A 24,767-nucleotide genomic window follows, 5' to 3' on the forward strand; every position below is an offset into this window, starting at 1 on the left:
TTCCCCGCTGGTGGACGGAGGGACAGGCCTGCAGCGGTCAGCCGAGGAGTTCCTTGGCTATGTGAGTCACGGCGTAGCCGGTGGGGGCTTCTGGGAGGCGTAGGTGAGGATCTGGGCGCCAGTCCTTCCAGTTGTCAGCGAAAGGACTCGTCCATGCCTCGATGTCCTTGATCGCGGCGTGGGCGTCGGCGGTGATGCGGTCGGCCTGTTGCTGGGTGTAGCGGCCGGTGGCGACGGCGCCTTCCAGTTCGTCCTCGTCTTTCCACTCGATCCGGCGGTCGGGGTGGATCCAGAGGTCCAGGACGTAGTCCTCGCAGCTGGTTCGCTTCGCCTCGAGGTCGCGGTGGTGTTCGGATTCGAGGTTCACGTACCAGCCGAGGAAGGTGTCATCGGCGGACCAGAAGTGCCAGACGGACCAGGGCTTGCCAGCCGGCGAGACCTTCAGGATGCCGGTGCCGTGCCAGATGTCGAGCTTGAGGACGCGGTCCTCGGTGAACATGCCCTCCGGTCCGGCATGGCGCATGTCGCGTCCGTCGAGCAGGACGGGCTTGATCAGCGGCGTACCGGGTGCGAGCCAGGCGACCAGGCCGTCCTCGTCGTCGCGGACCACCGTCATCGGGCGGACGTTCGGCAGGTCGCTGAATCGGCCGGTACCTTCGTAGACCCACTCGATTCTGGTGCCGGGCTCCCAGTACAGCTCGACCCCGGTCGTCGTCCCCGCCGTCACGACCCGGCCGGCCGGGTCATCGAGAGCACGTCGAGGGCGGCGTCGAGCTGCTCCTCGGTCAGGTCGCCGTTGCTGACGTGACCGTTCTCGATCACGACCTCCCGGATCGACTTGCCCTGCTTGAGCGCGCTCTTCGCGACGGCCGCCGCGTTCTCATAGCCGATGTACTTGTTCAGCGGCGTGACGATCGACGGCGACGACTCGGCCAGCGCGCGGGCATGCTCAACATGAGCGGTGATGCCGTCGACGCAGCGGTCCGCCAGCAGGCGAGACGCGTTGCTCAGCAGCTGGATCGACTCGAGCAGGTTGCGCGCGATCACCGGCAGCATCACGTTCAGCTCGAAGTTGCCGCCGGCCCCGGCCACCGTGATGGTGGTGTCGTTGCCGATCACCTGCGCGGCGACCATCAGCGTCGCCTCGCAGATCACCGGGTTGACCTTGCCCGGCATGATGCTCGACCCCGGTTGCAGATCCGGCAGCGCGATCTCCCCCAGCCCAGCGCGCGGCCCGGAACCCATCCAGCGCAGGTCGTTGCAGATCTTCGTCAGGCTGACCGCGATCGTCTTCAGCTGCCCCGACAGCTCCACCAGCGCGTCGCGAGCCCCTTGCGCCTCGAAGTGGTCGGCCGCCTCACTCAGCTCCAGCCCGGTACGCCGATTGAGCTCAGCGATCACCTTCCCCGCGAAACCGGCCGGCGTGTTGATGCCCGTGCCGACAGCCGTCCCGCCCAGCGGCAACTCGGTCACCCGCGGCAGCGTCGCCCGAACCCGATCCGCGCCCCGGCTGATCTGCGCCGCATACCCGTTGAACTCCTGCCCCAGCGTCACCGGCGTCGCGTCCATCAAGTGCGTCCGCCCCGACTTCACCACCGACGCGAACTCAGATCCCTTACGGGACAGCGATTGCGCCAAGTGCTCCAGCGCCGGCAACAGATCCTGCACGACCCCGGCCGTCGCGGCGACGTGGATCGCCGACGGGAAGGTGTCATTACTCGACTGGCTCGCGTTCACGTGATCGTTGGGATGCACCTCGGCGTCCAGCGCTCGCGTCGCCAAAGTCGCGAGCACCTCGTTCACGTTCATGTTGGTCGACGTACCGGACCCCGTCTGGAACACGTCGATCGGGAACTCGGCGTCGAACTCGCCCGCCGTCACCCGGTCCGCCGCCGCGACGATGCCGTCGGCAAGCTTGCCGTCCACCACGCCCAGCTCGGCGTTCACCACCGCGGCCGACGCCTTGATCTGGGCGAGCGCGTGCACGAGGGCCGGCGCCAGCGGCTGGCCGGAGATCGGGAAGTTCTCCACCGCGCGCTGCGTCTGCGCCCGCCACAACGCGTCGCGCGGCACCTTGACCTCGCCCATCGTGTCGTGCTCGATCCTGAATTCCACGTTGTCTCCCATACCTGCAGAGTACGTCGAGGCTAGGAGCCACCCTGATACACGTAGTACGTCTCGGACCGTCCTTGCAGGGCGACGGGAACGGGCCGCACCACACACCCGCCGAAGACCTCGCGCATCGCCGCCTCCAGGGCTGAAGACGTCGACGACGACCACACTGTCAACACCCCACCCGGCGCCAGCCGAAGCCGGCACTCGGCCAGGAACTCACTCTCGTAGAGCGCCGAATTCTCGTTGTAGACAAGGAAGTCCGGCCCATTATCCACATCGAGTAACACCGCGTCCAAAGACGCCAACGGTTGAGCCAGTACGACGTCGCGCACATCCCCCACCAGCACCGACACCCGCGCGTCGTCGAGTACCGACGGCACCAGCCCGGACCGCATCCACTCGACCACAGCCGGCTCGATCTCAGCCACCAGCACATTCGACACCCGCGCATCGGCCAACAGGGCACGCACGGTGTACCCGAGGCCCAACCCACCCACCAGCACCCGCGCGGGCCGCAGTACGGCATCCAGCGCCGCCGACGCCAGCAACTCCTCGCTGGACGTCTCGACGTCGTCCATCACGAAGACGCCGTTGACCCGCAGTTCCAGCGCCCCGTCCGGACGGCGGCGGAGCAGGAGCTCACCCCGCTCACTGACCGCCCGCGCCACCTCGCCCACGGACTACCTCAACGCACCAGCACCGAGCTCAGCGCTCAGTACCAGCCCTTGTTCTGGGAGTGGCCCCAGGCGCTGCAGGGGGAGCCGTACGTGTTGTCGATGTAGTCCAGGCCCCACTTGATCTGGGTGACCGGGTTGGTGCGCCAGTCGGAGCCGTAGGCCGCCATGCGGTTGCCGGGGAGGGCTTGCGGGATGCCGTAGGCCGAGGAAGACGGGTTGTCGGCGTTGACCCGCCAGCGCGACTCCTTGTTCCACAGGCTCTCCAGGCAGCCGAACTGGCTTTCCTTCCAGCCGTGGTCGGCGAGCAGGTTCTTCGCGATCTGCTTCGGCGTGCCCTCGAACTTCTTCCGCTCGGCGTCGCGGCTGGCACGCTCCTCGCTGGAGCTGCGCTGCGTCTTCTGGAGCGCCTTGTACCGGGCCATGGCCGTGTTCTTGGCCTTCTGGCGCAGGTCCGACTGGTCCTGCGCGGCCTTGCGGGCCGACTCGACGGCCTCGATCTGGTTGCGGAGCTGGATGACTTCCTGGGCCTGCTCGGCCGGGGTCAGTTCCTTCGGCTTCGGCGACTTGGCCGCCTGCGCCCGCTCGCTGTTCAGCACGGCCATCTCGGCGCGCCCGGAGACCGGGTCCGAGGCGTTGGCGCTGCCTGGAGAGGCGAAGAGGTCGAGGCCTGCGACAACGGAGACGACGACGATCCCACTGACCGCGAGGATCGCGACGGAGCGCTTGGCTTTCATCTGTCCTTCCGAGTTACCCGACCCCCGTCGGCTGCAACAGGAACATACTCTGGCCTAATCAGAGCGTGATCACAACAACGTCACAAAGTACGGTGCGGCCACATGGCGTGTGGCCGCACCGGGTACCGCGAAATCCTTACTCTCGTTTTACAGAATCGTCCGCTACAGCTGGACGTCCTCCAGCATCTCGGTGACCAGCGCCGCGATCGGCGAGCGCTCCGACCGGGTCAGCGTCACGTGCGCGAAGAGTGGGTGACCCTTCAGCTTCTCCACCACCGCCACCACGCCGTCGTGCCGGCCGACCCGCAGGTTGTCGCGCTGGGCGACGTCGTGGGTGAGCACCACCCGCGAGTTCGCGCCGATCCGGGACAGCACCGTAAGCAGCACGTTGCGCTCCAGCGACTGGGCCTCGTCGACGATCACGAACGCATCGTGCAGCGACCGGCCGCGGATGTGGGTCAGCGGCATCACTTCGAGCATGCCGCGGTCCATCACCTCGTCGATCACGTCCGGACTGGTCAGCGCGCCCAGCGTGTCGTGCACCGCCTGCGCCCAGGGCGCCATCTTCTCCGACTCCGAACCGGGCAGGTAGCCGAGCTCCTGGCCGCCGACCGCGAACAGCGGCCGGAAGACGACGACCTTCTTGTGCTGCCGCCGCTCCATCACCGCTTCGAGCCCGGCGCACAGGGCCAGTGCCGACTTGCCGGTACCAGCGCGGCCGCCGAGCGAGATGATCCCGACATCCGGGTCCAGCAGCAGATCCAGTGCGACCCGCTGCTCGGCCGAGCGGCCCCGGAGCCCGAAGGCCTCCCGGTCGCCGCGGACCAGCCGGATCCGCTTGTCCGGCATCACCCGGCCCAGCGCGCTGCCCCGCTCCGACAGCAGCACCAGTCCCGTGTGGGTGGGGAAGTCCCGCCCCTCCGGGATGTCCAGTACGCCGTCCTCGTACAGCGAGTCGACGTCGCTGGTCGGCACCTCGATCTCGTCCATCCCGGTCCAGCCGGACTCCAGCGTCAGCTCGGCGCGGTACTCCTCCGCGTCCAGGCCGCAGGCCGAGGCCTTGACCCGCATCGGCAGGTCCTTGGAGACCAGCGTGACGTCGCGGCCCTCGGCCTGGAAGTTGCAGGCCACCGCGAGGATCCGGCTGTCGTTGTCGCCGAGCCGGAAACCGGCCGGCAGGCTCTCGGGATCGGTGTGATTCAGCTCGACCCGGAGCATTCCACCCTTCTCCCCCACTGGCAGGGGGGCGTCCAATCGTCCGTGCTGGATCCGGAGCTCGTCCATCAAGCGCAACGCGGTGCGAGCGAAGTAGCCGAGCTCAGGGTGATGCCGTTTTGCCTCCAGTTCGGTGACGACGACAACCGGGATGACCACCTCGTGCTCGTCGAACCGCAGCATCGCGTGCGGGTCGGAGAGAAGCACGGAGGTGTCCAGCACGAAAGTGCGCTGGTCCGGCGTGGATGAGGGGTTTGACGCCTTGGCGTGGGTGGCAGCCATGTCGCACGTCCTCTCGGACCGCAGCGTGCACCACGCCCGGCCCACCAGTGGTTAGGTGTTGGACCGGGTCCGGACCCGGAGGTCTGGTGCAGACCCCCTCCGTCCCGCAAGGTGCGCGGAAACGGAAATCAGTGAGGGTGAGACCGTGGGTCTCGGGCACTCCGTTCGGCGCCTCATGGGGCTACCGGCGAGCAATTACGTCTCATCTGATCGGGCCTCCCGGACAGCCGGCTTCCCCTCCGACCGTCACTTAGGACTGTAGGTGGGTCGCGCAACTGCCGCAGCCCGACACGCCCGGCCACGGGGTTAACGGCTTGTTACACGTTTCCCCCTACCGGGCGACGCCGTTCACCCCGCAGGGTGAGCCAGTACCACCGTCCGCCGCCGCACGCTGTTCGCATGCTGAAAACCACGCTCGGTTACGCCACAGCACTGTGGTCGCTGACGTACGGAGCCCTGGGCATCTACTGGGCCACAGGCGGTGCCGGCTACCCCTTCGCACCCGTGGACGACGATCACAGCACCGCCTCCCTGCTGGAGGGCGCTCCCGTCGGCGTGGTGGGCCCGACGATGGTTGCCCTAGGCCTGCTCGGCGCAGTGGTCGCCGTGCTGATGACACGGCGAGAGCGGCCGGCCGACGGCCAGGGCGGTGGGTGGGTGCTGCAGGGTTTCGCCGTGGTGATGGCTGTGCTGCTGGCGCTCGTCATCCCCGACTACACGCCGCTGGCCACGCTCGCCCTGTCCCCCGCGCTGCTCGTTTTCGCCTTCACCGGCGTGCCCGGCGCACAGGACGGCATCGGCGACATCCTGTACTGGCACCGGGTGAACATCCTGATCATCTTCGTCGGCGGCCTCCTGTGGGCCGCTACGGCGGTCAGCTACCACCGGCGGCTCAGTAACGCCTGCGCGAGCTGCGGACGCGATGACAGGCCACTCAGGCCCTGGCAGACCCCCGAGGGCGCCCTGCGCTGGGGACGCCGGGCGGTACTGATCGCCGTCGTCGCCAACCTCCCCTACGAGCTCACCCGGGTCGCCTGGTACTTCGGCTGGGAACTCGGCATCACCCACGAGTTCCACCAGATGATGGCCGACACGCCAGGCATGCTCGAGATGGGTCTCGCCATGGCCGCGATGGGAGTCGCCGGCAGCATCCTCACCCACGGCCTCGTCCAGCGCTGGGGCGAGATCTACCCCCGCTGGATCTGGTTCAAGGCAGGCCGACGCGTCCCACCCCTGCTCGCCATCATCCCGGCATCGACGGTCGCCGTCGTACTGATCCCGGCCGGCCTGATGAACCTCCGGCTCCCCGGCACCCACGCAGCCGACAGCTGGGGCGTGGCGATGCCCGGCACGCTCTGGGTCGTCTGGGGCGCAGCCCTGGGCGCCGCCACCTACGCCTACTACCTCAGACGCCGTACTACGTGCCGCCGGTGCGGCCGCGGTGCGCCAGAGACCGCAGCACTCACGTCCCGAAGCGGCGCTCTCGTTGCGCATAGCTCCGAATAGCGCGCAGGAAGTCGACGTGCCGGAAGTCCGGCCAGAGCGCCTCGCAGAAGTAGAACTCGCTCAGCGCGCTCTGCCAGAGCAGGAAGCCACCCAGCCGCTGCTCCCCCGACGTCCGGATGACGAGGTCCGGATCGGGCTGGCCCTTCGTGTAGAGGTGCTCGGCGATGTGCTCGACGTCGACCCGCTCGGCCAGCTCCTCGATCGAGATGCCCTTCGCGGCCTCTTCGAGCAGCAGCGACCGGACCGCGTCGGCCAGCTCGCGCCGGCCGCCGTACCCGACGGCGACGTTGACCAGCATGCCGTCGACGTTCTGGGTCGCGGTCTCGGCGTGCTTCAGCACTTCGGCGGTCGCGCCCGGCAGCAGGTCGAGCGCGCCGACCGGGTGGATCCGCCACTGGCCGATCGTGGTCAGCTCCTCGACGGTCGACTCGATGATCCGCAGCAGCGGCTCGAGCTCCTCGGCCGGCCGGGTCAGGTTGTCGGTGGACAGCATCCAGACCGTGACGACCTTGACCCCGACCTCGTCGCACCAGTGCAGGAACTCGGTGATCTTGGTCGCGCCCGCTTCGTGACCGCGCGACACCGGATCACCGGTCGCCCGGGCCCAGCGCCGGTTGCCGTCGATGATCACGCCGATGTGGCGGGGCATCCGGTCCGGTGACAGCGAGCGCGCCAGCCGCCGCTCGTACAGCCCGTAGACGACGTCGCGCAGCTTTGCCTTGCCAGGTGTCCGCATGGGCAGGTGCTCTCCTCAAAGCTCTCCGGCTTCTGAGGCTAGCCGAGATTTCCGGTTCCGTAGAGTGATCGAACTTTTGCCGGAGTTTGCGCGTCAGACACTCCGGGCACCTGCTGCGGGTCGGTGATCTCGCCTACATTCATCCTTCCGGACGATAGAACCTACGGTTGCGTAGGTTACGGTTGCGTAGGTCACCACTACGCGCGTACGAGAGGATGGCGATGACGGAGAAGTCCGCGATCAGCAACGCGACCGACGTCCACTCGCCCGAGCACGAGCACGAGCACGGACACCGCCTGGCGGAGCGGCTCGCACCGCTGAAGCCGAAGCTGCGCGGCTGGCTGCACGCCGGCACCTTCCCGCTCGCGACCGCGGCCGGCATCGTGCTGATCTGCCTAGCGCCGAGCACCAGCGCCCGCTGGGCCGCCGCCGTCTACACCGCCGGCTCGATGCTGCTATTCGGCATCTCCGCGCTCTACCACCGCTTTTACTGGGGTCCGACCGGCGAGGCGATCCTGCGCCGGCTCGACCACAGCAACATCTTCCTGCTGATCGCCGGCACCTACACCCCGCTGGGCGTGGTGCTGCTGCGCGGCAACGACCGGATCCTGCTGCTCAGCCTGGCCTGGGGTGGCGCGCTGATCGGCATCCTGTTCCGCATCTTCTGGGTGCACGCCCCGCGCTGGCTCTACACCCCGATCTACCTGGCTCTGGGCTGGGTGGCGATCTTCTGGATGGGCGACTTCTACCACCTCGGCGGCGCGTCCGTGGTGACGCTGCTGGCGATCGGCGGCGGACTCTACTCGATCGGCGCGGTCATCTACGGCACCAAGCGGCCGAACCCGTCGCCCCTGTGGTTCGGCTTCCACGAGATCTTCCACGCCTGCACGGTGGCGGCCTTCATCTGCCACTACGTCGCGGTCAGCATCGCGACGTACCGGAGCTAGCTACGGCCTGGAGAGCCACTCCAGCTCTTCGTCGAGCGGCCCGCAGACCTCGACCAGCGTCTCGCGGAACGACTCGAACCTCTCCGCGCCGAGCCGCCGCTTCCACTCCTGCTCGACCCGGTCGATCGACGCCCGGCTGAACTCCATCGCCCGGTCCCCCGCCTCGGTACGCCGGACCAGCCGGACCCGCCGATCCCCGGCCACTCGCTCGGATTCGGCGTACCCGCGTTCCTGCAGGTAGTCGACGTGCTGCCCGAGCCCCTGTTTGGTCATCCCGGCGATCTCGGCCAGGTCGGTGATCCGCGCCCCGCTGTCCGGGATCAACTCCAGCAACCGGAAGTGGGACACCCGCAACCCCGGGAACTGCTGCTCGCCATCGACCAGGATCTCCTGGCGCAGCCGCTTGAGCGCGAGCCCGAGCAGACCGGCGATGTGCAGGCCACGGTAGCCCTCAGCATGGCCCGACAGTGCATTTTTTGAGGGGCAATTGACGGAAGTCATAAGGCAACTTTACTATCTCGGTAGTAAGGCTGCTTTACTTCTTCGGCGCGGCGGATCTTAAGGTGAGCTGAAGACTCGGCGGCAGCATCGAAGAACTACCGAAAGCCGGGGGGACCCATGAACACCACCACCGTCAGCGACGGACTGGCCGAGCTCGGCCGGGACGCGCCCGACGAGCGCGCGCTGGCCTGCCTGGTCAGCAAGATCACCGGCCTGCCCGGCGCCGTACCGACCTCAGCCCGGGTCGAGCCGGTCGACTACGAGATCGGTACGCCGACCACCGAGGCCCTGCTGCGCGTCCTGGGCACCGCCGAGCTGCACTCCGGCGAGACCGTCGAGTGGTCCGTCTTCGTCAAGAAGCTCGCGTCTGTGCGGCACTGGCCGATGATGCACCTGGTCCCGGAGCAGTTCCGGGAAACGTTCATCCAGAACATCCCCTGGCAGCTCGAGATGATGGTCCACCGGAGCCCCATCGCGACCCTGCTCCCGGACGGGCTGCGGCTGCCGGTCATGTACCGGATCAGCGAGTACGACGACGATCGCGCGACCCTGTGGATGGAAGACATCGAGCAGGCACCCGACTGCTGGCAGCTCGGCCGTTTCGAGCGCGCCGCGAACCTGCTCGGCCGGCTTTCGGCCCGGCGGCAGGCACACCTGGTCGAGCCGCTGTTCCCCCGCGGCAACGTGCACGTCCCGGGAATCGGACTCCGGTACTACACGGACGGCCGCGTGCTGAACGGCGCGATCCCGTTGCTTGCCGACGACCAGACCTGGCAGCACCCGCTGCTGGCCCAGGCGGTCTGCTCGACGGGTGACCACGGGCTCCGGGACGATCTGCTCGACCTGGCGAACCGGCTGCCCGGAGTACTGGATCGGCTGGACACGCTGCCGCAGACATACCAGCACGGGGACGCGAGCCCGCAGAACCTGCTGGTGCCGAAGGACAAGCAGGACGAGTTCGTCGTGATCGACTGGGGTTTCGACTGCCCGCAGGCGATCGGCTTCGATCTCGGCCAGCTCCTGATCGGCCTCGCGCACGCCGGCGAGCTCGCGCCGGAGGAGTTGCCGGCCATTCACACGGTCATCCTCGCGGCGTTCATGGAGGGAGTGGCCGCGGAGGGGATGACGGTGTCGGAGGAAGAGGTCCTGTACGGCTATCTCGGCTCGCTGATGGTCCGCGCGACCTTCACCGCGCTGCCGCTCGAGCAACTCGGCAAGACTGCGGCGTGCGGGATCGAGCTCTTCGAGGAACGGGTCCGACTGACCCGTACCTTGGTCAACCTCGTATCCACCATCAGCTAGGGGTCAGCACGAAGACGCGGATCGCCCGGCCGCTGCGTTCGACGTAGGTGTCGTAGGCCGGCCAGACCTTGGTGACGAGTGGCCAGACCCGGTCCCGTTCCGCTCCTTCCGCGAGGACGGCGCGGACCGGGATGTCCCGGCCGCCTTCCAGCGAGATGATCGCCTCGCTGGAGGCGAGCAGGTTGGCGGACCAGGCCGGGTGGTGCTCCTGCCCCCAGTTCGACGCGGTGACGACGAAGCCGTCGCCGTCCGGCGCGTAGATCAGCGGGACGGTCCGGGGCAGTCCCGACTTCCGGCCGCGCGTCGTCAGAAGCAAAGTAGGCAACGCGGATCGGCCGAGGATGGTGATCCGGCCGTTCGTCTTTCGTTGCAGCCAGCGGTCTATTGGTACCAAATTGCGGCCGGCCACCGCGAACCACGGCCGATGCCCTAACGAGCGGATGACATTCGTGTACCAGCCCATGCACGAAGTCTGCCGTCACCCCGAAGTTGGGTATGCATGGGGGATGAGAAACATTCGGTTCGTACTACTGGCAGCCGCCGCCGGTCTGGTTCTGGCCGGATGCGGTGATGACTCCGGCGCGGGCGGTACGCCGTCCGCCACCAGCAACCCGAGCACGCCGATCGCCAGCCTGCCGTCGCCGAGTACCGGCACCACCACCGGCACCGGACTTCCGCTGACCGTCAGCCGGACCGGCGGGTTCGCCGGGTTCAACGATCAGGTGGTGGTCGGCGCCGACGGCATCGCGAGCTACAGCTCGACGGGCAAGTCCGGCAAGTGCAAGCTGGAATCCGGCTTCCTCAACACCCTCACCGACGCGGCCAAGCAGGTCGACTGGGCGTCGGTCGGCATCACCAAGCCGACCGTCCGGCACCCGGACGACATGATCATCGCGGTCTCCTCGAGCGGCGGCCTGGCCCGGCTGGACGACCCGAAGCTGAAGCCGTTGGTGGCTCCGGTGGGCACGCTGCTCACCGAAGCCACCAAACCCGGCAACCTGTGCAAGGCGGTCTGATCAGCCGGCTGCCAGCGCCACGTCGTCGACCACGAAGCTCGTCTGCAGCGACGAGTCCTCCTGGCCGAGGAACTTGACGGTGATCGTTTTGCCCTTGTAGGCAAGGACGTTGAACGTCTTCTGCGTGTACGTGGTGTTCTTGTTCAGGTTCGAGTACGTCGCCAGCGTGGTCGTCGTCGACCCGTCGACCACCTGCACCTTCACCGTGTCGTACACGGTCGAGGTGGTCGTCTCGGCGGTGTCGATCCGGATCCACAAGGACAGCGCCGCCGCGGTCGCGGTCGACGGAATCGCCACCGACTGGCCGAGGTTTTCGCTGCTGGTGCTGCCGTTGCCCTGCAGCCAGGCCTTGTAGGTGCCGGCGTGCGCGGGCTTGCTGCTGCTGTTGGTGACGACTCCGCTGGTGCCGGTCCAGTTCACCGCGCCCGCCTCGAAGCCCGGGTTCTGGATCAGGTTCGGGCCGGTCGGCGGAGTGACCGGGCCGTAGTCCTTCTGCGCGTAGTTCCAGACCATGTGGCCGATGGCGTCGATCTGCCGGTCCAGCGACGTCAGGTTGAGGTTGTTGATGGTGTCGCAGGAGCGGTGGTAGCAGGCGTCGAACGCGGCGTTCGCCGTACCGCCCCACTTGGTCGCCTGGGCCGAGGTCTTGATGTCCTCGGCGCCGGAGAACGTCCCGGCGGTCGGGATGCCGAGCGACCGGAACGCCGCGTGGTCGGACCGGCCCTGCACGTCGATGTACTCGGTCTGGATGCTCTTGCTGGTGAAGTAGCTCTTCAGATCGTCGCGCGCTCCGTTGCCGGCCGGGTTGTCGTCGTAGATGAAGTAGCCCGGGTTCGGCGAGGCGATCATGTCGAAGTTCAGGTACAGCTCGATCTTGGCCCGCTCGGCCGAGGGCAGGTTGTTGACGTAGTACTTCGACCCGAGCAGGCCGAGCTCCTCAGCTCCCCAGAAGCCGAAACGCAGACGGTTCTTGGGCACCTGGCCGCTCGCGGCGTACGCCAGTGCGGTCTCCAGGACACCCGCGCTGCCGCTGCCGTTGTCGTTGATGCCCGGTCCGGCGCTGACGCTGTCCAGATGCGAGCCGGTCATCACGACATGGCTCGCGTCGCCTTGCGGCCACTCGGCGATCACGTTGTACGACGTACCGGCAGACGTCGAGAACGACTGCAGCGTAGTGGTGTAGCCGGCCGCGTCGAGCTTCGACTTCACCCAGTTGGCCGAGGCGAGGTAGCCGGGGCGGCCGGTGTAGCGGTTGCCGCTGTTGGCGGTGGCGATCGACTGGAGCTGGTCCAGGTGCGCCTTGGTGTTGGTGACCGAGATGTCGGGTGAGTCGACGGCGTTGGCGGCAGATCCCGGGACGAGGATCGCCGTGGCGACGAGAGCGACACCGAGTACGCCGTACAGGCTTGGTTTCAGGGGGGACTTGAGCATGGGCGGATACTCCTTTGCCTCACAAAGGAGGACCCCGGTGCGGATCCTGATGAGACCCGCACCGGGGACCAGGTGTTAGCAGGCGGCTGAGCCTGCCGGTACCGAGATGCCGCTGAACGCGGCCTGAATGCCCTTGCACTGCACGGAACCAGCGCCGTACAGCTCTTTGGCGGAGGTGATCGCGCCGTTGCGGGCATCCTTGTAGGTCGAGCCCGAGCTGAGCTTGGTGCTCAGCGTGCGGTACCAGACCTTGGCGGCCACGTCGCGGCCGACGCCGGCGAACGTGGTGCCGTTGCAGGCGGTGCTGTTGTAGCTGACACCGTTGATGGTCTTGGAGCCGGTGCCCTCGGAGGCCAGGTAGAACCAGTGGTTCAGCGGGCCGGAGGAGTAGTGCGGGTCCAGACCGCCGGTGCTGGTCGTCCAGCAGTCCTTGCTGCGACCGTCCTTCGACGGCTTGTCCATGTAGCGCAGCGGGGTGCCATTGCCGTTGATGTTGATCTTCTCGCCGATGAGGTAGTCACCGACGTCGCTGGCGTTGTTGGCGTAGAACTCCACCATGGTGCCGAAAATGTCGCTGGTCGCCTCGTTCAGGCCGCCCGCGTCGCCCGAGTAGTTCAGGTTGGCGGTCGCCTCGGTGACGCCGTGGCTCATCTCGTGACCCGCGACGTCGATGGCGGTCAGCGGGTGGGTGTTGCCCGAACCGTCGCCATACGTCATCTGGGTGCCGTCCCAGAACGCGTTCACGTACGAGTTTCCGTAGTGCACCCGCGAGCGAGCGCCCTGGCCGTTGTTGAAGATGCCGTTGCGGCCGTGGACGTTCTTGTAGTAGTCCCAGGTCAACTGGGAGCCGTAGTGCGCGTCGACCCCGGCGGTCTGCCGGTTCGAGGCGGCACCGGTGCCCCAGATGTTGTCCGCGTCGGTGAAGGTGGTACCGGCGCCGGACGAGCCACCGTTCAGGTCCGTGGTGTAGTTGCCGCCACGGGAGGTGTCCTTCATGACGAAGTTGGGCGCGCTGCCCGACGTACCGATCGTCACGGTGCCGGCGTACATGGACTTTCCGGTGCCGGTCTTGACCTCGTCGTCGGAGGCCAGCAACGCACCGGTGCCGGCGTCGATGAAGGAGTGCAGGACCGACGGGGTCTGGTCGGCCTTGACCCCGGTGGTGATGACCTCGTAGGCCAGCACCGGCTTGGCCGGAGTCACGTAGACGACCAGGGTGCCCTGGTTGCCGGTGGCCTTGAAGCCGGCCGCCTTCGCACCCTTGGCCAGCGCCGCCGAACGGGTCAGCAGCGGCTTGGTCGACTTGACGCCGACCCCGGTCGCGTTGCGGTTGTAGGTGACGCTGCTGATCGCGCCGCCACCGTCGCGCTTCACGATCATGTCGCCGCCGGCCACCTTCAGGCCGTTGAACGTCCGCTCGTACCGGACGAACTCGGTGCCGTCGGCATCTTTCACCACATCTTTGACCTGAAGAACCTCACCCTTGCCCAGCCCGAGCGCGGCCGCGGTCTTCGCGGACAGCGTCTGCTCGGACTGGACGGCGGCCGGCTGGTCGAAGCCGGAAGCTGGCAACGGGGCGGAGCGGACAGACGCGCCGGCCGGCGCGATGGCCAGGCCCGCGGCCGCCAGCACGGCGACCGCCCCTACAGATGTCATTCTCTTCACAACAGCACTCCTCACGGTTTCGTCGCTGAATGGGCGCAGCGCGTTCGCTTGGTACACGTGCTTCCTGGCAGGCCAGGCGGAATGGTGACTAGCCGATCAGCGACACGTCGTCGACGACGAAGCTGGTCTGCAGCGACGAGTCCTCGTTCTCGAGGAACTTCACGGTGACCGTCTTGCCGGAGTAGGCGCCGACGTTGAAGGTCTTCTGCGTGTACGTCGTGTTCTTGTTCAGGTTCGAGTACGTGGCCAGCGTCGTGGTGGTCGAGCCGTCCACGATCTGCACCTGGAGCTTGTCGTACACCGTCGAGGTGGTGGTCTCGTTGGTGTCGATCCGGAGCCACAGCGACAGCTGCGCCGAGGAGTTGCCGGCCGGAATGGCGACCGACTGGCCGAGGTTCGCGGTCGAGGTGGTGCCCTTGTTGCCGAGAACGGCCTTCCAGGTACCGCCGTGAGCCGGCTTGGCGCCACCGTTGACGATCACACCGGAGGTACCGGTCCAGCTTGCGGTGCCGGACTCGAAGCCGCCGTTCACGAGGCGCTCGGAACCGGTCGGCGGGATGACCGCGCCACAGGTCTCGGCACCGGCCGGGACCGTGATGCCGTTGAACGCGGCCTGGATGCCGAGGCACTGGGACGAGTTGGCGCCGTACAGGGCCTTGGCGACGGAGATCGCGCCTTCACGAGCGTCCTTGTAGGTGCTGCCCGAGGTCAGCTTGGTGGTCAGGGTCTGGTACCAGACCTTGGCCGCCACCTCGCGGGTGACACCGGTGACGGTCCCGCCGTCGCAGGTGGTGCTGTTGTAGGAGACGCCGTTGATCGTCTTGGCGCCGGAGCCCTCGGAGGCCAGGTAGAACCAGTGGTTCAGCGGGCCGGAGGAGTAGTGCGGGTCCAGACCGCCGGTGCTGGTCGTCCAGCAGTCCTTGCTGGCACCGTCCTTCGACGGCTTGTCCATGTAGCGCAGCGGGGTGCCGTTGCCGTTGATGTTGATCTTCTCGCCGATGAGGTAGTCACCGACGTCGGAGGCGTTGTTGGCGTAGAACTCGACAGCGGTGCCGAAGATGTCGGAGGTGGCCTCATTCAGGCCGCCCGCGTCGCCGGAGTAGTTCAGGTTGGCGCTCGCCTCGGTGACACCGTGGCTCATCTCGTGGCCGGCCACGTCGATCGAGGTCAGCGGACGGGAGTTGCCGGAGCCGTCGCCGTACGTCATCTGGGTGCCGTCCCAGAACGCGTTCACGTACGCGTTGCCGTAGTGCACCCGGGAGCGCGAACCTTGGCCGTTGTTGAAGATGCCGTTGCGGCCGTAGACGTTCTTGTAGTAGTCCCAGGTCAGCTGCGCACCGTAGTGGGCGTCGACGCCGGCGGTCTGGCGGTTCGCGGTGGTGCCGCTGCCCCAGGTGTCGTCGGGGTCGGTGAAGGTGGTGCCGTTGCCCGAGGTCGCACCGTTGAGGTCCGTGGTCCAGTTGCCGCCACGGCTGGTGTCGGTCATCGAGTAGCTGCCCGACGTGCCGATGGTGACGGTGCCGGAGTACATCGAGTTTCCGGTACCGGTCTTGATCTCGTCGTCCTGGTCCAGCACCGCGCCGGTCCTGGCGTCGATGAAGGAGTGCAGGACCGACGGCGTCTGGTCGGCCTTGACCCCGCTGGTGACGACCTCGTAGGCCAGCACCGGCTTGGTCGGCGTGACGAAGACGACCAGCGTCCCCTTGTTGCTGGTGGCCTTGAAGTCGGCTGACTTCGAACCCTTGGCCAGGGCGGCGGCCTGGGACAGCGTCGGCTTGGTCGAGCTGACTCCGACGGCCTTGGCGCCACGGTTGTAGGTGACGTTGCTGATCGTGGAGCCGTCGCGCTTCACGATCAGGTCGCCACCGACGACCTTGAGTCCGTTGAAGGTCCGGTCGTAGCGGACGTACTCGCTGCCGTCGGCGTCCTTGACGACGTCGCGAACCTTGAGCACCTCACCGCCGGCCAGTCCGAGGGCGGTGGCGGTCTGCGCGGTCAGCGCCGACTCTGCCTGGACAGCGGCCGGCTGGTTGAAGCCGGATGCCGGAAGCGGGGCCGTCCGGTTGGCGGCTCCTGCGGGCGACATCGCCAGCCCCGCGGCTGCGACGATGACCACCGCCCCTGCTGATGTCAGTCGTTTCAAGACAACATCTCCTCACGGTGTGGTCGCTGTTTGGGCGCAACGACCAATTCATTTGGGCGGGCCGGATGTCTGGCGCAGCAGTGCCACTGCCTAGTTGTGACACTGCGTGTCAGTACATGCGAGTTCTGTTACATCCGACTGAGGGAGGACTCTGTCCTCCGCCGGAGCAGGAGTCAAGCGATTCTGCCGAAATGACAGGGAAAACCCGCACTTCTGCAAGGGGTCACACTGTGGCGTTCAACTCACGCCGAAGGTCTTCCGGCAACACAACCGGCAGCTTGCAGGTAAACCGCTGACACACGAACGCGGCCGCCTTCCCCCCAACCAGCCCACGCCCTTCAAGCAACGGAACCCCGCTCCCAGGCAGACCACTAGCCACAGCAGTCCCCCACGGAGACTCCTTCACCGCGACGCTCAGAAGTTCGGTGGACTCACCGACGATGGCGATCTCCAGCGGGCCTGATGCGATGGTTTCTGCTACCGCCAGAGCTCGCCCAGCGAAGCGGGGCGCCCTCGCCGCGATCGCTGCGGACATCTGGAGTGCTTGCCGGGCGGCAGCCTCGTAGCGGGCCGATCCGGTCACGGAGGCGAGTGTGGTGAAGGCCTCGGCTGCGAGGGAGACTCCGGACGGGCTGGCGTTGTCGGTGGCGTCCTGCGGGCGCCAGACCAACGTCTCCGCATCAGCGGCCGTGTCGTAGAAGATGCCGTCGGCAACAAACTGCTCAAGCACCCGGTCCAGCAGGGTTTGCGCGACCACCAGCCACTCGGGATCACCCGTCACGCCGAGCAGCGTCAGACACGCGTGCGCATAGGTGGCATAGTCTTCCAGCACCCCGTGAGCCGACCCAACCACACCATCACGCGACGTCCGATGCAGGATTCCAGCCTCATCCAGATGCACGTCCCGGACCAATTCAGCCGCAGCGACAGCCGCCTCGACATACTCCGGCTTCGCCAGTACGACGCCCGCCCGCGCAAGCCCAGTGATCGCCAACCCGTTCCATGCCGCCACCACCTTGTCGTCGCGGCCGGGATACGTCCGACCGCGCCGCGCCTCCCGTAGTACCGCCTGGACCTTCTGCCACCGACCCAGATCGTCCGGGTCGCGGCGGAGTTGCAGCACAGACGTCCCCTGCTCAAAGGTGCCCGTGACATCGCAGAGCTCTATCACCCAGTCCGCGTCCTCGCCGAGCAACTCATGCAGCTCGGCGGGCGACCATACGTAGTACCGGCCCTCCTCCCCCTCTGTGTCAGCGTCGAGCGCCGAGGCGAACCCACCCTCCGGCGTACGCAGCTCGGCGAGCAGGAAGCCGGCCGTCTCGAGAGCGATCCGTCGCGCGAGCGGCTCCTCCGTGATCGCCCACCATTGGGTGTAGACGTCCAGCAGCAGCGCGTTGTCGTAGAGCATCTTCTCGAAGTGCGGGATGACCCACTGCCCGTCGACGCTGTACCGCGCGAACCCACCGGCCAGCTGGTCGTACATCCCACCCCGCGCCATCCGCTCACACGTCCGCGCGACCATCTCCAGCGCCTCCGTGGAACCGGTCCGCCGATGGTTCCGCAGCAGGAAGTCGAGCACCATCGACGGCGGGAACTTCGGCGCCCGCCCGAACCCGGCGTCGACCGGATCGAAGTCCACCTTGAGCAACGCGACGGCACGCTCCAGCGTCGCCTCGTCCATGGCTCCCTCAGCCACCGCCCCACGAGCCCCAAGCTGCTCGACCACCGACCGCCCAACCTTGTCGATGTCCTCCCGCTTGGTCTGCCACGCGTTGACCAACGACTCCAGCACCTGCCGGAACGTCGCCATCCCATGCCGCGGCTCACTCGGGAAGTACGTCCCACAGAAGAACGGCTCGGCCCCCGGCGTCAGAAACACCGACATCGGCCACCCACCCTGCCCGGTCATCGCGACAGTCGCCTGCATGTAGATCGCATCCACATCCGGCCGCTCTTCCCGATCCACCTTCACACAAACGAAGTTCTCGTTCAGATAAGCAGCCGTCACCTCGTCCTCGAACGACTCGTGCGCCATCACATGACACCAGTGACAAGCCGAATACCCCACCGACAAAAACACGGGCACATCCCGCTCCCGAGCCTCCACAAAAACCGCCTCGGACCACTCCCGCCAATGCACCGGGTTATCCGCATGCTGACGCAGGTACGGCGAAGTCGACTTACCGAGCTCATTGGAGGACATACCCCCACACTAGGCAGTCCGCCCGGCTATCCTGACTGCAGTACTACCGGCCCATCGCTGAACCAGGGGAGGTACATCGTGACTGCAGATATGGTCGCTCCGGCGTGGATGCACAGCCAGATCACGGCGGAACAGTACGACTCCTGGTCCGCCGAGCAATGCGCCGGCATCGAGATCGTGGATGGGATGGTCGTAGTGACCCCGAGCGCTTCCGCACGGCATAACCGCTTGGGTCGCTTCCTGGCCAACGGGCTGGAACTCGCGGCAGGTCCGGACTGGAACGCCGATACGGACTTCGACGTTCGGTTGCAGGACATCCCGCTGACCAACCGCCGGCCGGATGTAGTGGTCTATCGAGCAGACAGCATCGACCTGGTGCCGATGAGGCCCGACCGCGTGCTGCTCGTTGTCGAGGTCGTATCACCCGGCTCGGAGACCACCGACAGGGTCGTCAAGCCAGACCAGTACGCGAAAGCAGGCATCGCCTTCTACTGGCGTGTCGAGCAGGCCGCCACCGGCGTACCGGTGGTCTACACCTACGTGCTGGACCCGGCGAGTGGCGTCTACCGCGACGGTGACATCTGCACCGGCGTCATCAAGACCTCCTTGCCGTTCCAGATGGAGATCGACCTCGGCGCACTCTGACCCAGGCCCTAGATGGTCTGGGCTAGGGCTATGGAGAGGCCTATGGCTACGGCCATGATGAAGAGTTCGCCGGCTACCAGTTGCCAGAAACGGCTGCCGGTGGCATCTATGTCGCCGATTGTGTGGCGGCGGTGTAGCCAGCCGCCGATGATGAGGATGATGAAGGCGATGGTTTTGGCTAGGAGTAGGGCGCCGTAGGGGTCTGAGGTGAGGACATCCAGGGCTTTGCCGTAGCCGCCGCCTTTGGCTGCCAGGCGGGCGGCGGCGCTGATCAGGCCGCTGAGCAGGACGGCGATCGAGGACAGCAGGGCTACCTGGCTGAAGCGTTCCAGGACGAGGGGAAGACCGTTGCGGCTGGCTCGGCCGTAGCGGACCAGGCCCGCGAGGCCGCCTACCCAGCTGGTTGCGGCGATCACGTGGATGACCAGGGCCGCGCCTGCGAGGACGACGTACGACTCGTTGCGTGGGAAGGCGGTCAGGGCCGGCGGGACCAGGGCGGCGATCGCGACCAGTACGCCGAGTCCAGCGCCCGCAGACGTCTCGGCGCGGCGGATGCCGATGGCCAGGGCGACGACGAGGATGCCGGTGATCAGCAGCGACTTCACCTCGGGGACGGCGAGCGCGTCGTCCAGCCGGAGGCGCAGCAGGCTGACCGGGGTGGCCAGCAGGATCGCCGCGGTGAGGATCGCGCCGGCGAAGGAGCTGACCGCCCAGATGATTGCGGAGTTGCTGGCGTCGCGGATCGCCCGCCGGCCTTGCAGTCCGAGCGGGCCGCCATCGGTACGCAGCAACACGACCGCTGCCAGCAGCGCACCGGCGCAGCCGACGGTCGCCATCGTGGCGAGCAACCGGAAGAACGGCAGCAGCCACTCGACCAGCAGGCCTGGGCCGCCGAGCCCGTCATCGGCGGTTTTCGGTTCGCTGCCGGCGGCGTACAGGGCGATCACCATCGCCACCGCCGCTACCGCGACCGCACTGGCGCCCCCCGCGACCAGGCGGCCGGGCATGCGATGCCGGGCGACGCGGGTGGCGCGGGTCGTCGTCACGGAGCGTTCCCGCCCTCGGCACCATGGATGGACACGCGCACACTATAGGTGAGCTATCTAACAGAGTCCCCGCATGACACCATCTCGTGACCAGCCGGGTTCAAACGGTTGTTCAGCCGTGACTTTCGGCGATCGCGGCGCCCGCCACGAGCCCGCGAAAGAGCCAACCCGTTGCCAGAGGCATCTACCCGGGAAGCCCCTTACCGCGCGTCACCGACCGGCTGCGGCTCGCCTACTTATCCGGCGTCTCGGCAGCAGTCGTCGTCGCCGCCGGCGGCCCGGCAGCGCCAGCCGGGGCCGCTGAGCTGCCCGTGGTCGGCGGGACGTCGGACGGTGCTCGGTCGCGCGCACCCGCGTCCGGGTCGAAGTCGATCCGCTTCAGCTGCTTGCCCATGTTGCGCCACAGCAGGACGGTGGCGCCACCAAGCACCAGGACGATCAGCAGCGCGACCCAGCCGGGCTTGACCGAGTTCGGATCGATCTCGGTCATCGGCGGGCTGATGGTCAGAAGTCGGGTCATCGCTGTCACCTCTGTAGTCTCTCACCGGCTGTCCCCGCCCTCAGCGCAACCCCGCGAAGAGGTCGTCCTCAGGCAGTTCGGAGTCCACCAGGCTGCGAGCCAACTCGTAGTCCTCGGTCGGCCAGGCCTGCTGGTGCACCTCCAACGGTACGGTGAACCAGCCGCCGTCGGGGTCGATCTGGGTCGCGTGCGCGAGCAGGGCGCGGTCGCGGACCTCGAAGTACTCGGCGCACTCGACCCGGGTGGTGATCCGCTTCTCGTTCTCCGGGTCCGGCTTCCAGTCCTTCAGCCGATCGGCGTACGGCGACTCCAGGCCGCGGGCGACCATCGCGTCGTGCAGCGCCTTCATCCGCTCGCGGTGGAAGGTGTGGTGGTAGTAGAGCTTCAGCGGCTGGTACGGCGTACCGAGCTCCGGGTACGCGTCCGGGTCGCCGGCCGCCTCGAACGCCGCGACGGTGATCTGGTGGCACATCACGTGGTCGGGGTGCGGATAGCCGCCGTTCTCGTCGTACGTCGTGACGACCTGCGGACGGAACTCGCGGATCAGCTTCACCAGCGGCGCCGCGGCGTCCTCGACCTTGAGCGAAGCGAAGCAGCCCTCCGGCAGCGGCGGCAGCGGGTCGCCCTCGGGGAAGCCCGAGTCGACCCAGCCCAGCCACTCCTGCCGGATGCCGAGGATCTCGCGGGCCGCGTCCATCTCCTGGCGGCGGATCTCGGTGATGTTCGCCAGTACTTCGGGCCGATCCATCTTGGGGTTGAGGATCGAGCCGCGCTCCCCGCCGGTACAGGTGGCCACCATCACGTCGACGCCCTCGGCGACGTACTTGGCGGTCGATGCGGCGCCCTTGCTGGACTCGTCGTCGGGGTGTGCGTGGACATGCAGTAGGCGAAGATCTTCAGTCACAAGACACAATGGTCCTCCAAGCCCGAGGAGAACCAGTGACCGACCCACACCCAGACGTCCGGACCGCCGGTACCAGCGCCGGCCCGAACGCCGGTGCGGGCAGCAGTACGGGCACTGGTACGGGCCCTGGTACTGACCCCGGTACTGACCCCGGCACGAAGGCCGTACTGGACGCCCGGTACGGCCGGACCGGGCGCAGCCGCCGGGTGCTGATCGTCGCCGGGGTCGGCGTGCTGGCGCTGGCCGGTCTGGTGTGGCTGGCGTGGGCCGCGTTCATCGCGTCGAACCCGCCGGTCTCGTCGCGGATGATCGGCTTCAAGATCGAGTCGGCGACCACGGCGACCGCGACGTTCCAGGTCGACCGGAGCAAATCGGTCGAGGCGCAGTGCCGGTTGCAGGCGAAAGCGGCCGATTTCTCCATCGTCGGCGAGCTGACCGTGACGGTCGCGCCGGACTCTGCCCGGCAACAGACCATCGACGCCACACTGACGACGCAGCGGGCCGCGACGGCCGTCGTACTGGTCGGTTGCACGACCGCTGACGCACACCGGCCGAACTAAATCCGCCTACCCGCTTCCGAGGCGGGGTAAACGATTGCCTCGGTGAACACGGTAAGCGGTTGCCAACTGTTTGAGAAGGCGAAGAACTGTGGGGTTCTGAGCGCTGTCTTGCTACGCTCAGTGGATTGGTCGCCGTCGACGACGGCGGCCTCAGCCTTTTTCTCACCCCATCCCATCGACAAAGGAGCAGCCATGACGCAGAAGATCGACGAGGACAGCGTTGTCTGGCTGACACAGGATGGTTACGACCAGTTGAAGGCCGAGCTGGAGGAGCTGAAGGGCCCCGGCCGGACCGAGATCACCCAGCGGATCAGCGACGCCCGCGACGAGGGCGACCTGAAGGAGAACGGCGGCTACCACGCGGCCAAGGACGAGCAGGGCAAGATGGAGGCCCGGATCCGGCAGCTCGAGGACATGCTGCGCCGCGCCCGGGTCGGCGAGACCCCGAAGGCCGGCGGCAAGGTGGAGCCCGGGATGAAGGTCTCGATCAAGTTCGCCGGTGACGACGACGTCGAGACGTTCCTGCTCGGCTCCCGCGAACTGCTCGCGCTGGACTCTTCGGTGGACATCGACGTCTACTCGCCGCAGTCGCCGCTCGGCTCGGCGATCCTGGGCAAGAAGAAGGGCGAAAAGGCCACCTACGAAGCCCCCAACGGCAAGCCCGTCACCGTCGAGATCGTCGCGGCCGTCCCTTTCAAGGGCTGACCCAGCCTTCAGCACCCCCGGGCCGCGAGGTCCGGGGGTGCTGTTTTGTTCAGTGGCCGGTGGCTCGGCGGTACTTGTTGACTGCTAGTGGGGCGAAGACGGCGATGATGGCGGTGCACCAGATCAGGGAGAGCCAGACCGGGTGCTGGGCGGGGAAGCCGTCGGGGCTGGCGAACGGGCTGGGGTTGCCGAAGAGGTGACGGCAGGCGGCCACGATCGAGGAGATCGGGTTCCACTCGGCGACCGGTTGCAGGCCGCTGGGCAGGTTGGGAGTCGGTACGAAGGCGTTCGACAGGAACGTCAGCGGGAACAGCCAGATCAGGCCGGCCGAGGCCGCGACCTCCGGACCGCCCACCGACAATCCGATCAAGGCGCCCACCCAGAGCATGGCGAAGGCGAACAGCAGCAGGATCGCGAACGCCGCCAGGGCGTTGCCGATCCCGTTGTGCCAGCGCCAGCCGACGATGAAACCGCAGATCACCATGATCAGCATGACGAACGCGTTGAAGACGACGTCACCGATCACCCGGCCCGCGATCACACCCGAGCGCGCCATCGGCAACGACCGGAACCGGTCGATCAGCCCCTTCGACATGTCGTCGGCCAGCCCGACGCTGGCCGAGGCGACCGCGAACGCCATCGTCTGGGCGAAGATCCCGGACATCAGGAACTCGCGATACGCCCGCGCCCCCGGGAAGCCCGGGATCGGGATCGCGTTGCCGAAGACGTACGCGAACAGCAGCACGAACATGATCGGCTGGATGGTCGCGTAGATCAGCATGTCCGGCGTCCGCGGGATCCGCTTCAGGCTGCGCCAGGCCAGGATGCCCGCGTCGGTCACCGCCCGTCCGATCGGGCTCACCTTCACCGGCGTACCGGTCGTGCTCATGCCTTCACCTTCTTCGGATCGGAACCGGTACTACCTGCCGTCTCGTCCACGGCGGTGTCCGGGTTGTCGGTCGCGTGCCCGGTCAGGCTGAGGAACACGTCGTCCAGCGTCGGCCGGCGCAGCCCGATGTCGGCGATCCGGATCCCGGCGCCGTCGAGCGTGCGGATCACCCCGACCAGCGCCTCCGAACCACCCGGCGCCGGCATCGTCAGCCGCTTGCTGTGCTTGTCGAGCGTGGTCGACTCCGGATCGGTGATCTCCAGCGCCGCGGTCAGCAACTCGAGCGCCCGGTACGTCTCGTCCGGCTCGTGCACGACGACCTCGATCCGCTCGCCGCCCACCTTCGCCTTCAGCTCGTCAGCGGTGCCACGGGCGATCACCGAGCCGTGGTCGACCACCGCGATGCTGTCGGCCAGCGCGTCGGCCTCTTCCAGGTACTGCGTGGTCAGCAGGATCGTCACACCTTCGCTGACCCGGTCGCGGATGATCTGCCACAGGTCGAGCCGGCTGCGTGGGTCGAGCCCGGTCGTCGGCTCGTCCAGGAACAGCACCTTGGGATGCGCGATCAGCGACCCGGCCAGGTCGAGCCGGCGGCGCATGCCACCGGAGTACGTCTTCAGGATCCGGTCGGCCGCCTCGGTCAGGTCGAAGATGTCGAGCAGTTCCTCGGCCCGTTGCTTGGCCTGCTGGCTGCTCAGCCGGTACAGCCGGCCGAACATCCACAGGTTCTCCCGGCCGGTGAGCAGCTCGTCGACCGCGGCGTACTGACCCGAGAGCCCGACCAGGCCACGGACGGTGTCGGCGTCCTTGACCACGTCATGGCCGAGCACGCGCGCGCTGCCCGCGTCTGGCCGCATCAGCGTGGTGAGCACCCGGACGGTCGTCGTCTTGCCCGCGCCGTTCGGCCCGAGCAGGCCGAGCACGCTGCCTTCGGGGACCTCGAGGTCGATGCCGTCGAGCGCTTTGACCGTGTTCTTGCGGGATTTGAACGTCTTCACGAGGCCTGTCGCCTCGATTGCAGCCAT

The 24,767-nt window shown here is 67.4% G+C and carries 24 protein-coding genes; 7 read left to right on the forward strand and 17 right to left on the reverse strand.

Annotated elements, in window-relative coordinates:
* Positions 1-37 precede the first annotated feature (37 nt).
* The 5 genes from ACIA12_RS32490 to ACIA12_RS32510 form a co-directional block, all read right to left on the reverse strand.
* On the reverse strand, positions 38-727 hold the full coding sequence (locus ACIA12_RS32490) for a DUF402 domain-containing protein (protein WP_396371032.1): 690 nt from the start codon (positions 725-727) through the stop codon (positions 38-40).
* Complete coding sequence (locus tag ACIA12_RS32495) at positions 724-2,127, reverse strand: class II fumarate hydratase (protein ID WP_396371033.1); 1,404 nt, start codon at positions 2,125-2,127, stop codon at positions 724-726. The genes ACIA12_RS32490 and ACIA12_RS32495 overlap by 4 nt, the downstream gene beginning before the upstream one ends.
* Before the next feature lie 20 nt (positions 2,128-2,147).
* Entirely contained in the window at positions 2,148-2,792 is a 645-nt protein-coding gene (locus ACIA12_RS32500; protein ID WP_396371034.1) for a spermidine synthase, read from the reverse strand.
* A 35-nt stretch (positions 2,793-2,827) separates the two neighbouring features.
* Complete coding sequence (locus tag ACIA12_RS32505; RefSeq protein WP_396371035.1) at positions 2,828-3,526, reverse strand: hypothetical protein; 699 nt, start codon at positions 3,524-3,526, stop codon at positions 2,828-2,830.
* Positions 3,527-3,688: 162 nt separating this feature from the next.
* Entirely contained in the window at positions 3,689-5,023 is a 1,335-nt protein-coding gene (locus ACIA12_RS32510; protein WP_328328195.1) for a PhoH family protein, read from the reverse strand.
* Positions 5,024-5,422: 399 nt separating this feature from the next.
* Between ACIA12_RS32510 and ACIA12_RS32515 the strand changes: the two genes are divergently transcribed.
* Positions 5,423-6,529 (forward strand): NYN domain-containing protein, encoded by a 1,107-nt coding sequence (locus ACIA12_RS32515; RefSeq protein ID WP_396371036.1) that lies wholly within the window; start codon positions 5,423-5,425, stop codon positions 6,527-6,529.
* Here the strand turns inward: ACIA12_RS32515 and ACIA12_RS32520 are convergent.
* Positions 6,486-7,265, reverse strand: a complete 780-nt coding sequence (locus ACIA12_RS32520; RefSeq protein ID WP_396371037.1) for an isoprenyl transferase — start codon at positions 7,263-7,265, stop codon at positions 6,486-6,488. The two genes, ACIA12_RS32515 and ACIA12_RS32520, sit on opposite strands and share 44 nt — an antisense overlap.
* Before the next feature lie 221 nt (positions 7,266-7,486).
* Between ACIA12_RS32520 and ACIA12_RS32525 the strand changes: the two genes are divergently transcribed.
* Entirely contained in the window at positions 7,487-8,212 is a 726-nt protein-coding gene (locus ACIA12_RS32525; RefSeq protein WP_396371038.1) for a hemolysin III family protein, read from the forward strand.
* On the opposite strand, the gene ACIA12_RS32530 is transcribed toward ACIA12_RS32525, so the two are convergent.
* Positions 8,213-8,713, reverse strand: a complete 501-nt coding sequence (locus ACIA12_RS32530) for a MarR family winged helix-turn-helix transcriptional regulator (RefSeq protein WP_396371039.1) — start codon at positions 8,711-8,713, stop codon at positions 8,213-8,215.
* Between the two features lie 117 nt (positions 8,714-8,830).
* On the opposite strand from ACIA12_RS32530, the gene ACIA12_RS32535 reads away from it, so the two are divergent.
* On the forward strand, positions 8,831-10,015 hold the full coding sequence (locus tag ACIA12_RS32535; protein ID WP_396371040.1) for a phosphotransferase: 1,185 nt from the start codon (positions 8,831-8,833) through the stop codon (positions 10,013-10,015).
* On the opposite strand, the gene ACIA12_RS32540 is transcribed toward ACIA12_RS32535, so the two are convergent.
* Positions 10,008-10,478: a nitroreductase/quinone reductase family protein gene (locus ACIA12_RS32540; RefSeq protein ID WP_396371041.1), complete on the reverse strand. Its 471-nt coding sequence runs from the start codon at positions 10,476-10,478 to the stop codon at positions 10,008-10,010. The genes ACIA12_RS32535 and ACIA12_RS32540 overlap by 8 nt on opposite strands.
* A gap of 43 nt (positions 10,479-10,521) precedes the next feature.
* Between ACIA12_RS32540 and ACIA12_RS32545 the strand changes: the two genes are divergently transcribed.
* Positions 10,522-11,031, forward strand: coding sequence for a hypothetical protein (locus ACIA12_RS32545; RefSeq protein ID WP_396371042.1), 510 nt, complete (start codon positions 10,522-10,524; stop codon positions 11,029-11,031).
* Here the strand turns inward: ACIA12_RS32545 and ACIA12_RS32550 are convergent, their stop codons facing one another.
* The 4 genes from ACIA12_RS32550 to ACIA12_RS32565 all read right to left on the reverse strand — a co-directional run bounded on the left by ACIA12_RS32550 (position 11,032) and on the right by ACIA12_RS32565 (position 18,473).
* Entirely contained in the window at positions 11,032-12,462 is a 1,431-nt protein-coding gene (locus tag ACIA12_RS32550; RefSeq protein WP_396371043.1) for a M28 family peptidase, read from the reverse strand.
* A gap of 75 nt (positions 12,463-12,537) precedes the next feature.
* Complete coding sequence (locus ACIA12_RS32555) at positions 12,538-14,118, reverse strand: M4 family metallopeptidase (RefSeq protein WP_396371179.1); 1,581 nt, start codon at positions 14,116-14,118, stop codon at positions 12,538-12,540.
* Positions 14,119-14,215: 97 nt separating this feature from the next.
* Positions 14,216-16,270, reverse strand: a complete 2,055-nt coding sequence (locus tag ACIA12_RS32560; RefSeq protein ID WP_396371044.1) for a M4 family metallopeptidase — start codon at positions 16,268-16,270, stop codon at positions 14,216-14,218.
* A gap of 223 nt (positions 16,271-16,493) precedes the next feature.
* Positions 16,494-18,473 (reverse strand): thioredoxin domain-containing protein, encoded by a 1,980-nt coding sequence (locus ACIA12_RS32565; RefSeq protein ID WP_396371045.1) that lies wholly within the window; start codon positions 18,471-18,473, stop codon positions 16,494-16,496.
* A gap of 78 nt (positions 18,474-18,551) precedes the next feature.
* Between ACIA12_RS32565 and ACIA12_RS32570 the strand changes: the two genes are divergently transcribed.
* Complete coding sequence (locus ACIA12_RS32570; RefSeq protein ID WP_396371046.1) at positions 18,552-19,118, forward strand: Uma2 family endonuclease; 567 nt, start codon at positions 18,552-18,554, stop codon at positions 19,116-19,118.
* Between the two features lie 8 nt (positions 19,119-19,126).
* On the opposite strand, the gene ACIA12_RS32575 is transcribed toward ACIA12_RS32570, so the two are convergent.
* From ACIA12_RS32575 to mca, 3 genes are all read right to left on the reverse strand, one after another.
* Positions 19,127-20,164 carry a copper resistance D family protein gene (locus ACIA12_RS32575; RefSeq protein ID WP_396371047.1) on the reverse strand — a complete coding sequence of 346 codons (1,038 nt, stop codon included), beginning with the start codon at positions 20,162-20,164 and terminating at the stop codon, positions 19,127-19,129.
* 232 nt (positions 20,165-20,396) lie between these two features.
* Positions 20,397-20,684 (reverse strand): hypothetical protein, encoded by a 288-nt coding sequence (locus tag ACIA12_RS32580; protein WP_396371048.1) that lies wholly within the window; start codon positions 20,682-20,684, stop codon positions 20,397-20,399.
* 40 nt (positions 20,685-20,724) lie between these two features.
* Entirely contained in the window at positions 20,725-21,588 is an 864-nt protein-coding gene (mca, locus tag ACIA12_RS32585; protein WP_396371049.1) for a mycothiol conjugate amidase Mca, read from the reverse strand.
* A 35-nt stretch (positions 21,589-21,623) separates the two neighbouring features.
* Here mca and ACIA12_RS32590 point away from each other — a divergent pair, with 35 nt between their 5' ends.
* Together ACIA12_RS32590 and greA are read left to right on the forward strand one after the other, a co-directional pair.
* On the forward strand, positions 21,624-22,148 hold the full coding sequence (locus tag ACIA12_RS32590; RefSeq protein ID WP_396371050.1) for a DUF4307 domain-containing protein: 525 nt from the start codon (positions 21,624-21,626) through the stop codon (positions 22,146-22,148).
* 192 nt (positions 22,149-22,340) lie between these two features.
* Positions 22,341-22,853: a transcription elongation factor GreA gene (gene greA, locus ACIA12_RS32595; protein ID WP_343982280.1), complete on the forward strand. Its 513-nt coding sequence runs from the start codon at positions 22,341-22,343 to the stop codon at positions 22,851-22,853.
* A gap of 49 nt (positions 22,854-22,902) precedes the next feature.
* On the opposite strand, the gene ACIA12_RS32600 is transcribed toward greA, so the two are convergent.
* A complete protein-coding gene (locus tag ACIA12_RS32600) occupies positions 22,903-23,742 on the reverse strand; it encodes an ABC transporter permease (RefSeq protein WP_363830838.1) in 840 nt (279 codons plus the stop codon).
* Complete coding sequence (locus ACIA12_RS32605) at positions 23,739-24,767, reverse strand: ATP-binding cassette domain-containing protein (RefSeq protein WP_396371051.1); 1,029 nt, start codon at positions 24,765-24,767, stop codon at positions 23,739-23,741. The genes ACIA12_RS32600 and ACIA12_RS32605 overlap by 4 nt, the downstream gene beginning before the upstream one ends.

This window comes from Kribbella sp. NPDC051620 (genome assembly GCF_044453825.1).
Taxonomy (GTDB): Bacteria; Actinomycetota; Actinomycetes; order Propionibacteriales; family Kribbellaceae; genus Kribbella.

Bases quoted from the DNA above. Each gene is read 5' to 3' on its own strand.
- ACIA12_RS32495 (WP_396371033.1), bottom strand. From the start codon at position 2,127: ATGGGAGACAACGTGGAATTCAGGATCGAGCACGACACGATGGGCGAG.
- ACIA12_RS32505 (WP_396371035.1), bottom strand. From the start codon at position 3,526: ATGAAAGCCAAGCGCTCCGTCGCGATCCTCGCGGTCAGTGGGATCGTC.
- ACIA12_RS32510 (WP_328328195.1), bottom strand. From the start codon at position 5,023: ATGGCTGCCACCCACGCCAAGGCGTCAAACCCCTCATCCACGCCGGAC.
- ACIA12_RS32515 (WP_396371036.1), top strand. From the start codon at position 5,423: ATGCTGAAAACCACGCTCGGTTACGCCACAGCACTGTGGTCGCTGACG.
- ACIA12_RS32520 (WP_396371037.1), bottom strand. From the start codon at position 7,265: ATGCGGACACCTGGCAAGGCAAAGCTGCGCGACGTCGTCTACGGGCTG.
- ACIA12_RS32525 (WP_396371038.1), top strand. From the start codon at position 7,487: ATGACGGAGAAGTCCGCGATCAGCAACGCGACCGACGTCCACTCGCCC.
- ACIA12_RS32530 (WP_396371039.1), bottom strand. From the start codon at position 8,713: ATGACTTCCGTCAATTGCCCCTCAAAAAATGCACTGTCGGGCCATGCT.
- ACIA12_RS32535 (WP_396371040.1), top strand. From the start codon at position 8,831: ATGAACACCACCACCGTCAGCGACGGACTGGCCGAGCTCGGCCGGGAC.
- ACIA12_RS32540 (WP_396371041.1), bottom strand. From the start codon at position 10,478: ATGGGCTGGTACACGAATGTCATCCGCTCGTTAGGGCATCGGCCGTGG.
- ACIA12_RS32545 (WP_396371042.1), top strand. From the start codon at position 10,522: ATGAGAAACATTCGGTTCGTACTACTGGCAGCCGCCGCCGGTCTGGTT.
- ACIA12_RS32550 (WP_396371043.1), bottom strand. From the start codon at position 12,462: ATGCTCAAGTCCCCCCTGAAACCAAGCCTGTACGGCGTACTCGGTGTC.
- ACIA12_RS32555 (WP_396371179.1), bottom strand. From the start codon at position 14,118: ATGACATCTGTAGGGGCGGTCGCCGTGCTGGCGGCCGCGGGCCTGGCC.
- ACIA12_RS32565 (WP_396371045.1), bottom strand. From the start codon at position 18,473: ATGTCCTCCAATGAGCTCGGTAAGTCGACTTCGCCGTACCTGCGTCAG.
- ACIA12_RS32580 (WP_396371048.1), bottom strand. From the start codon at position 20,684: ATGACCCGACTTCTGACCATCAGCCCGCCGATGACCGAGATCGATCCG.
- greA (WP_343982280.1), top strand. From the start codon at position 22,341: ATGACGCAGAAGATCGACGAGGACAGCGTTGTCTGGCTGACACAGGAT.
- ACIA12_RS32600 (WP_363830838.1), bottom strand. From the start codon at position 23,742: ATGAGCACGACCGGTACGCCGGTGAAGGTGAGCCCGATCGGACGGGCG.
- ACIA12_RS32605 (WP_396371051.1), bottom strand. From the start codon at position 24,767: ATGGCTGCAATCGAGGCGACAGGCCTCGTGAAGACGTTCAAATCCCGC.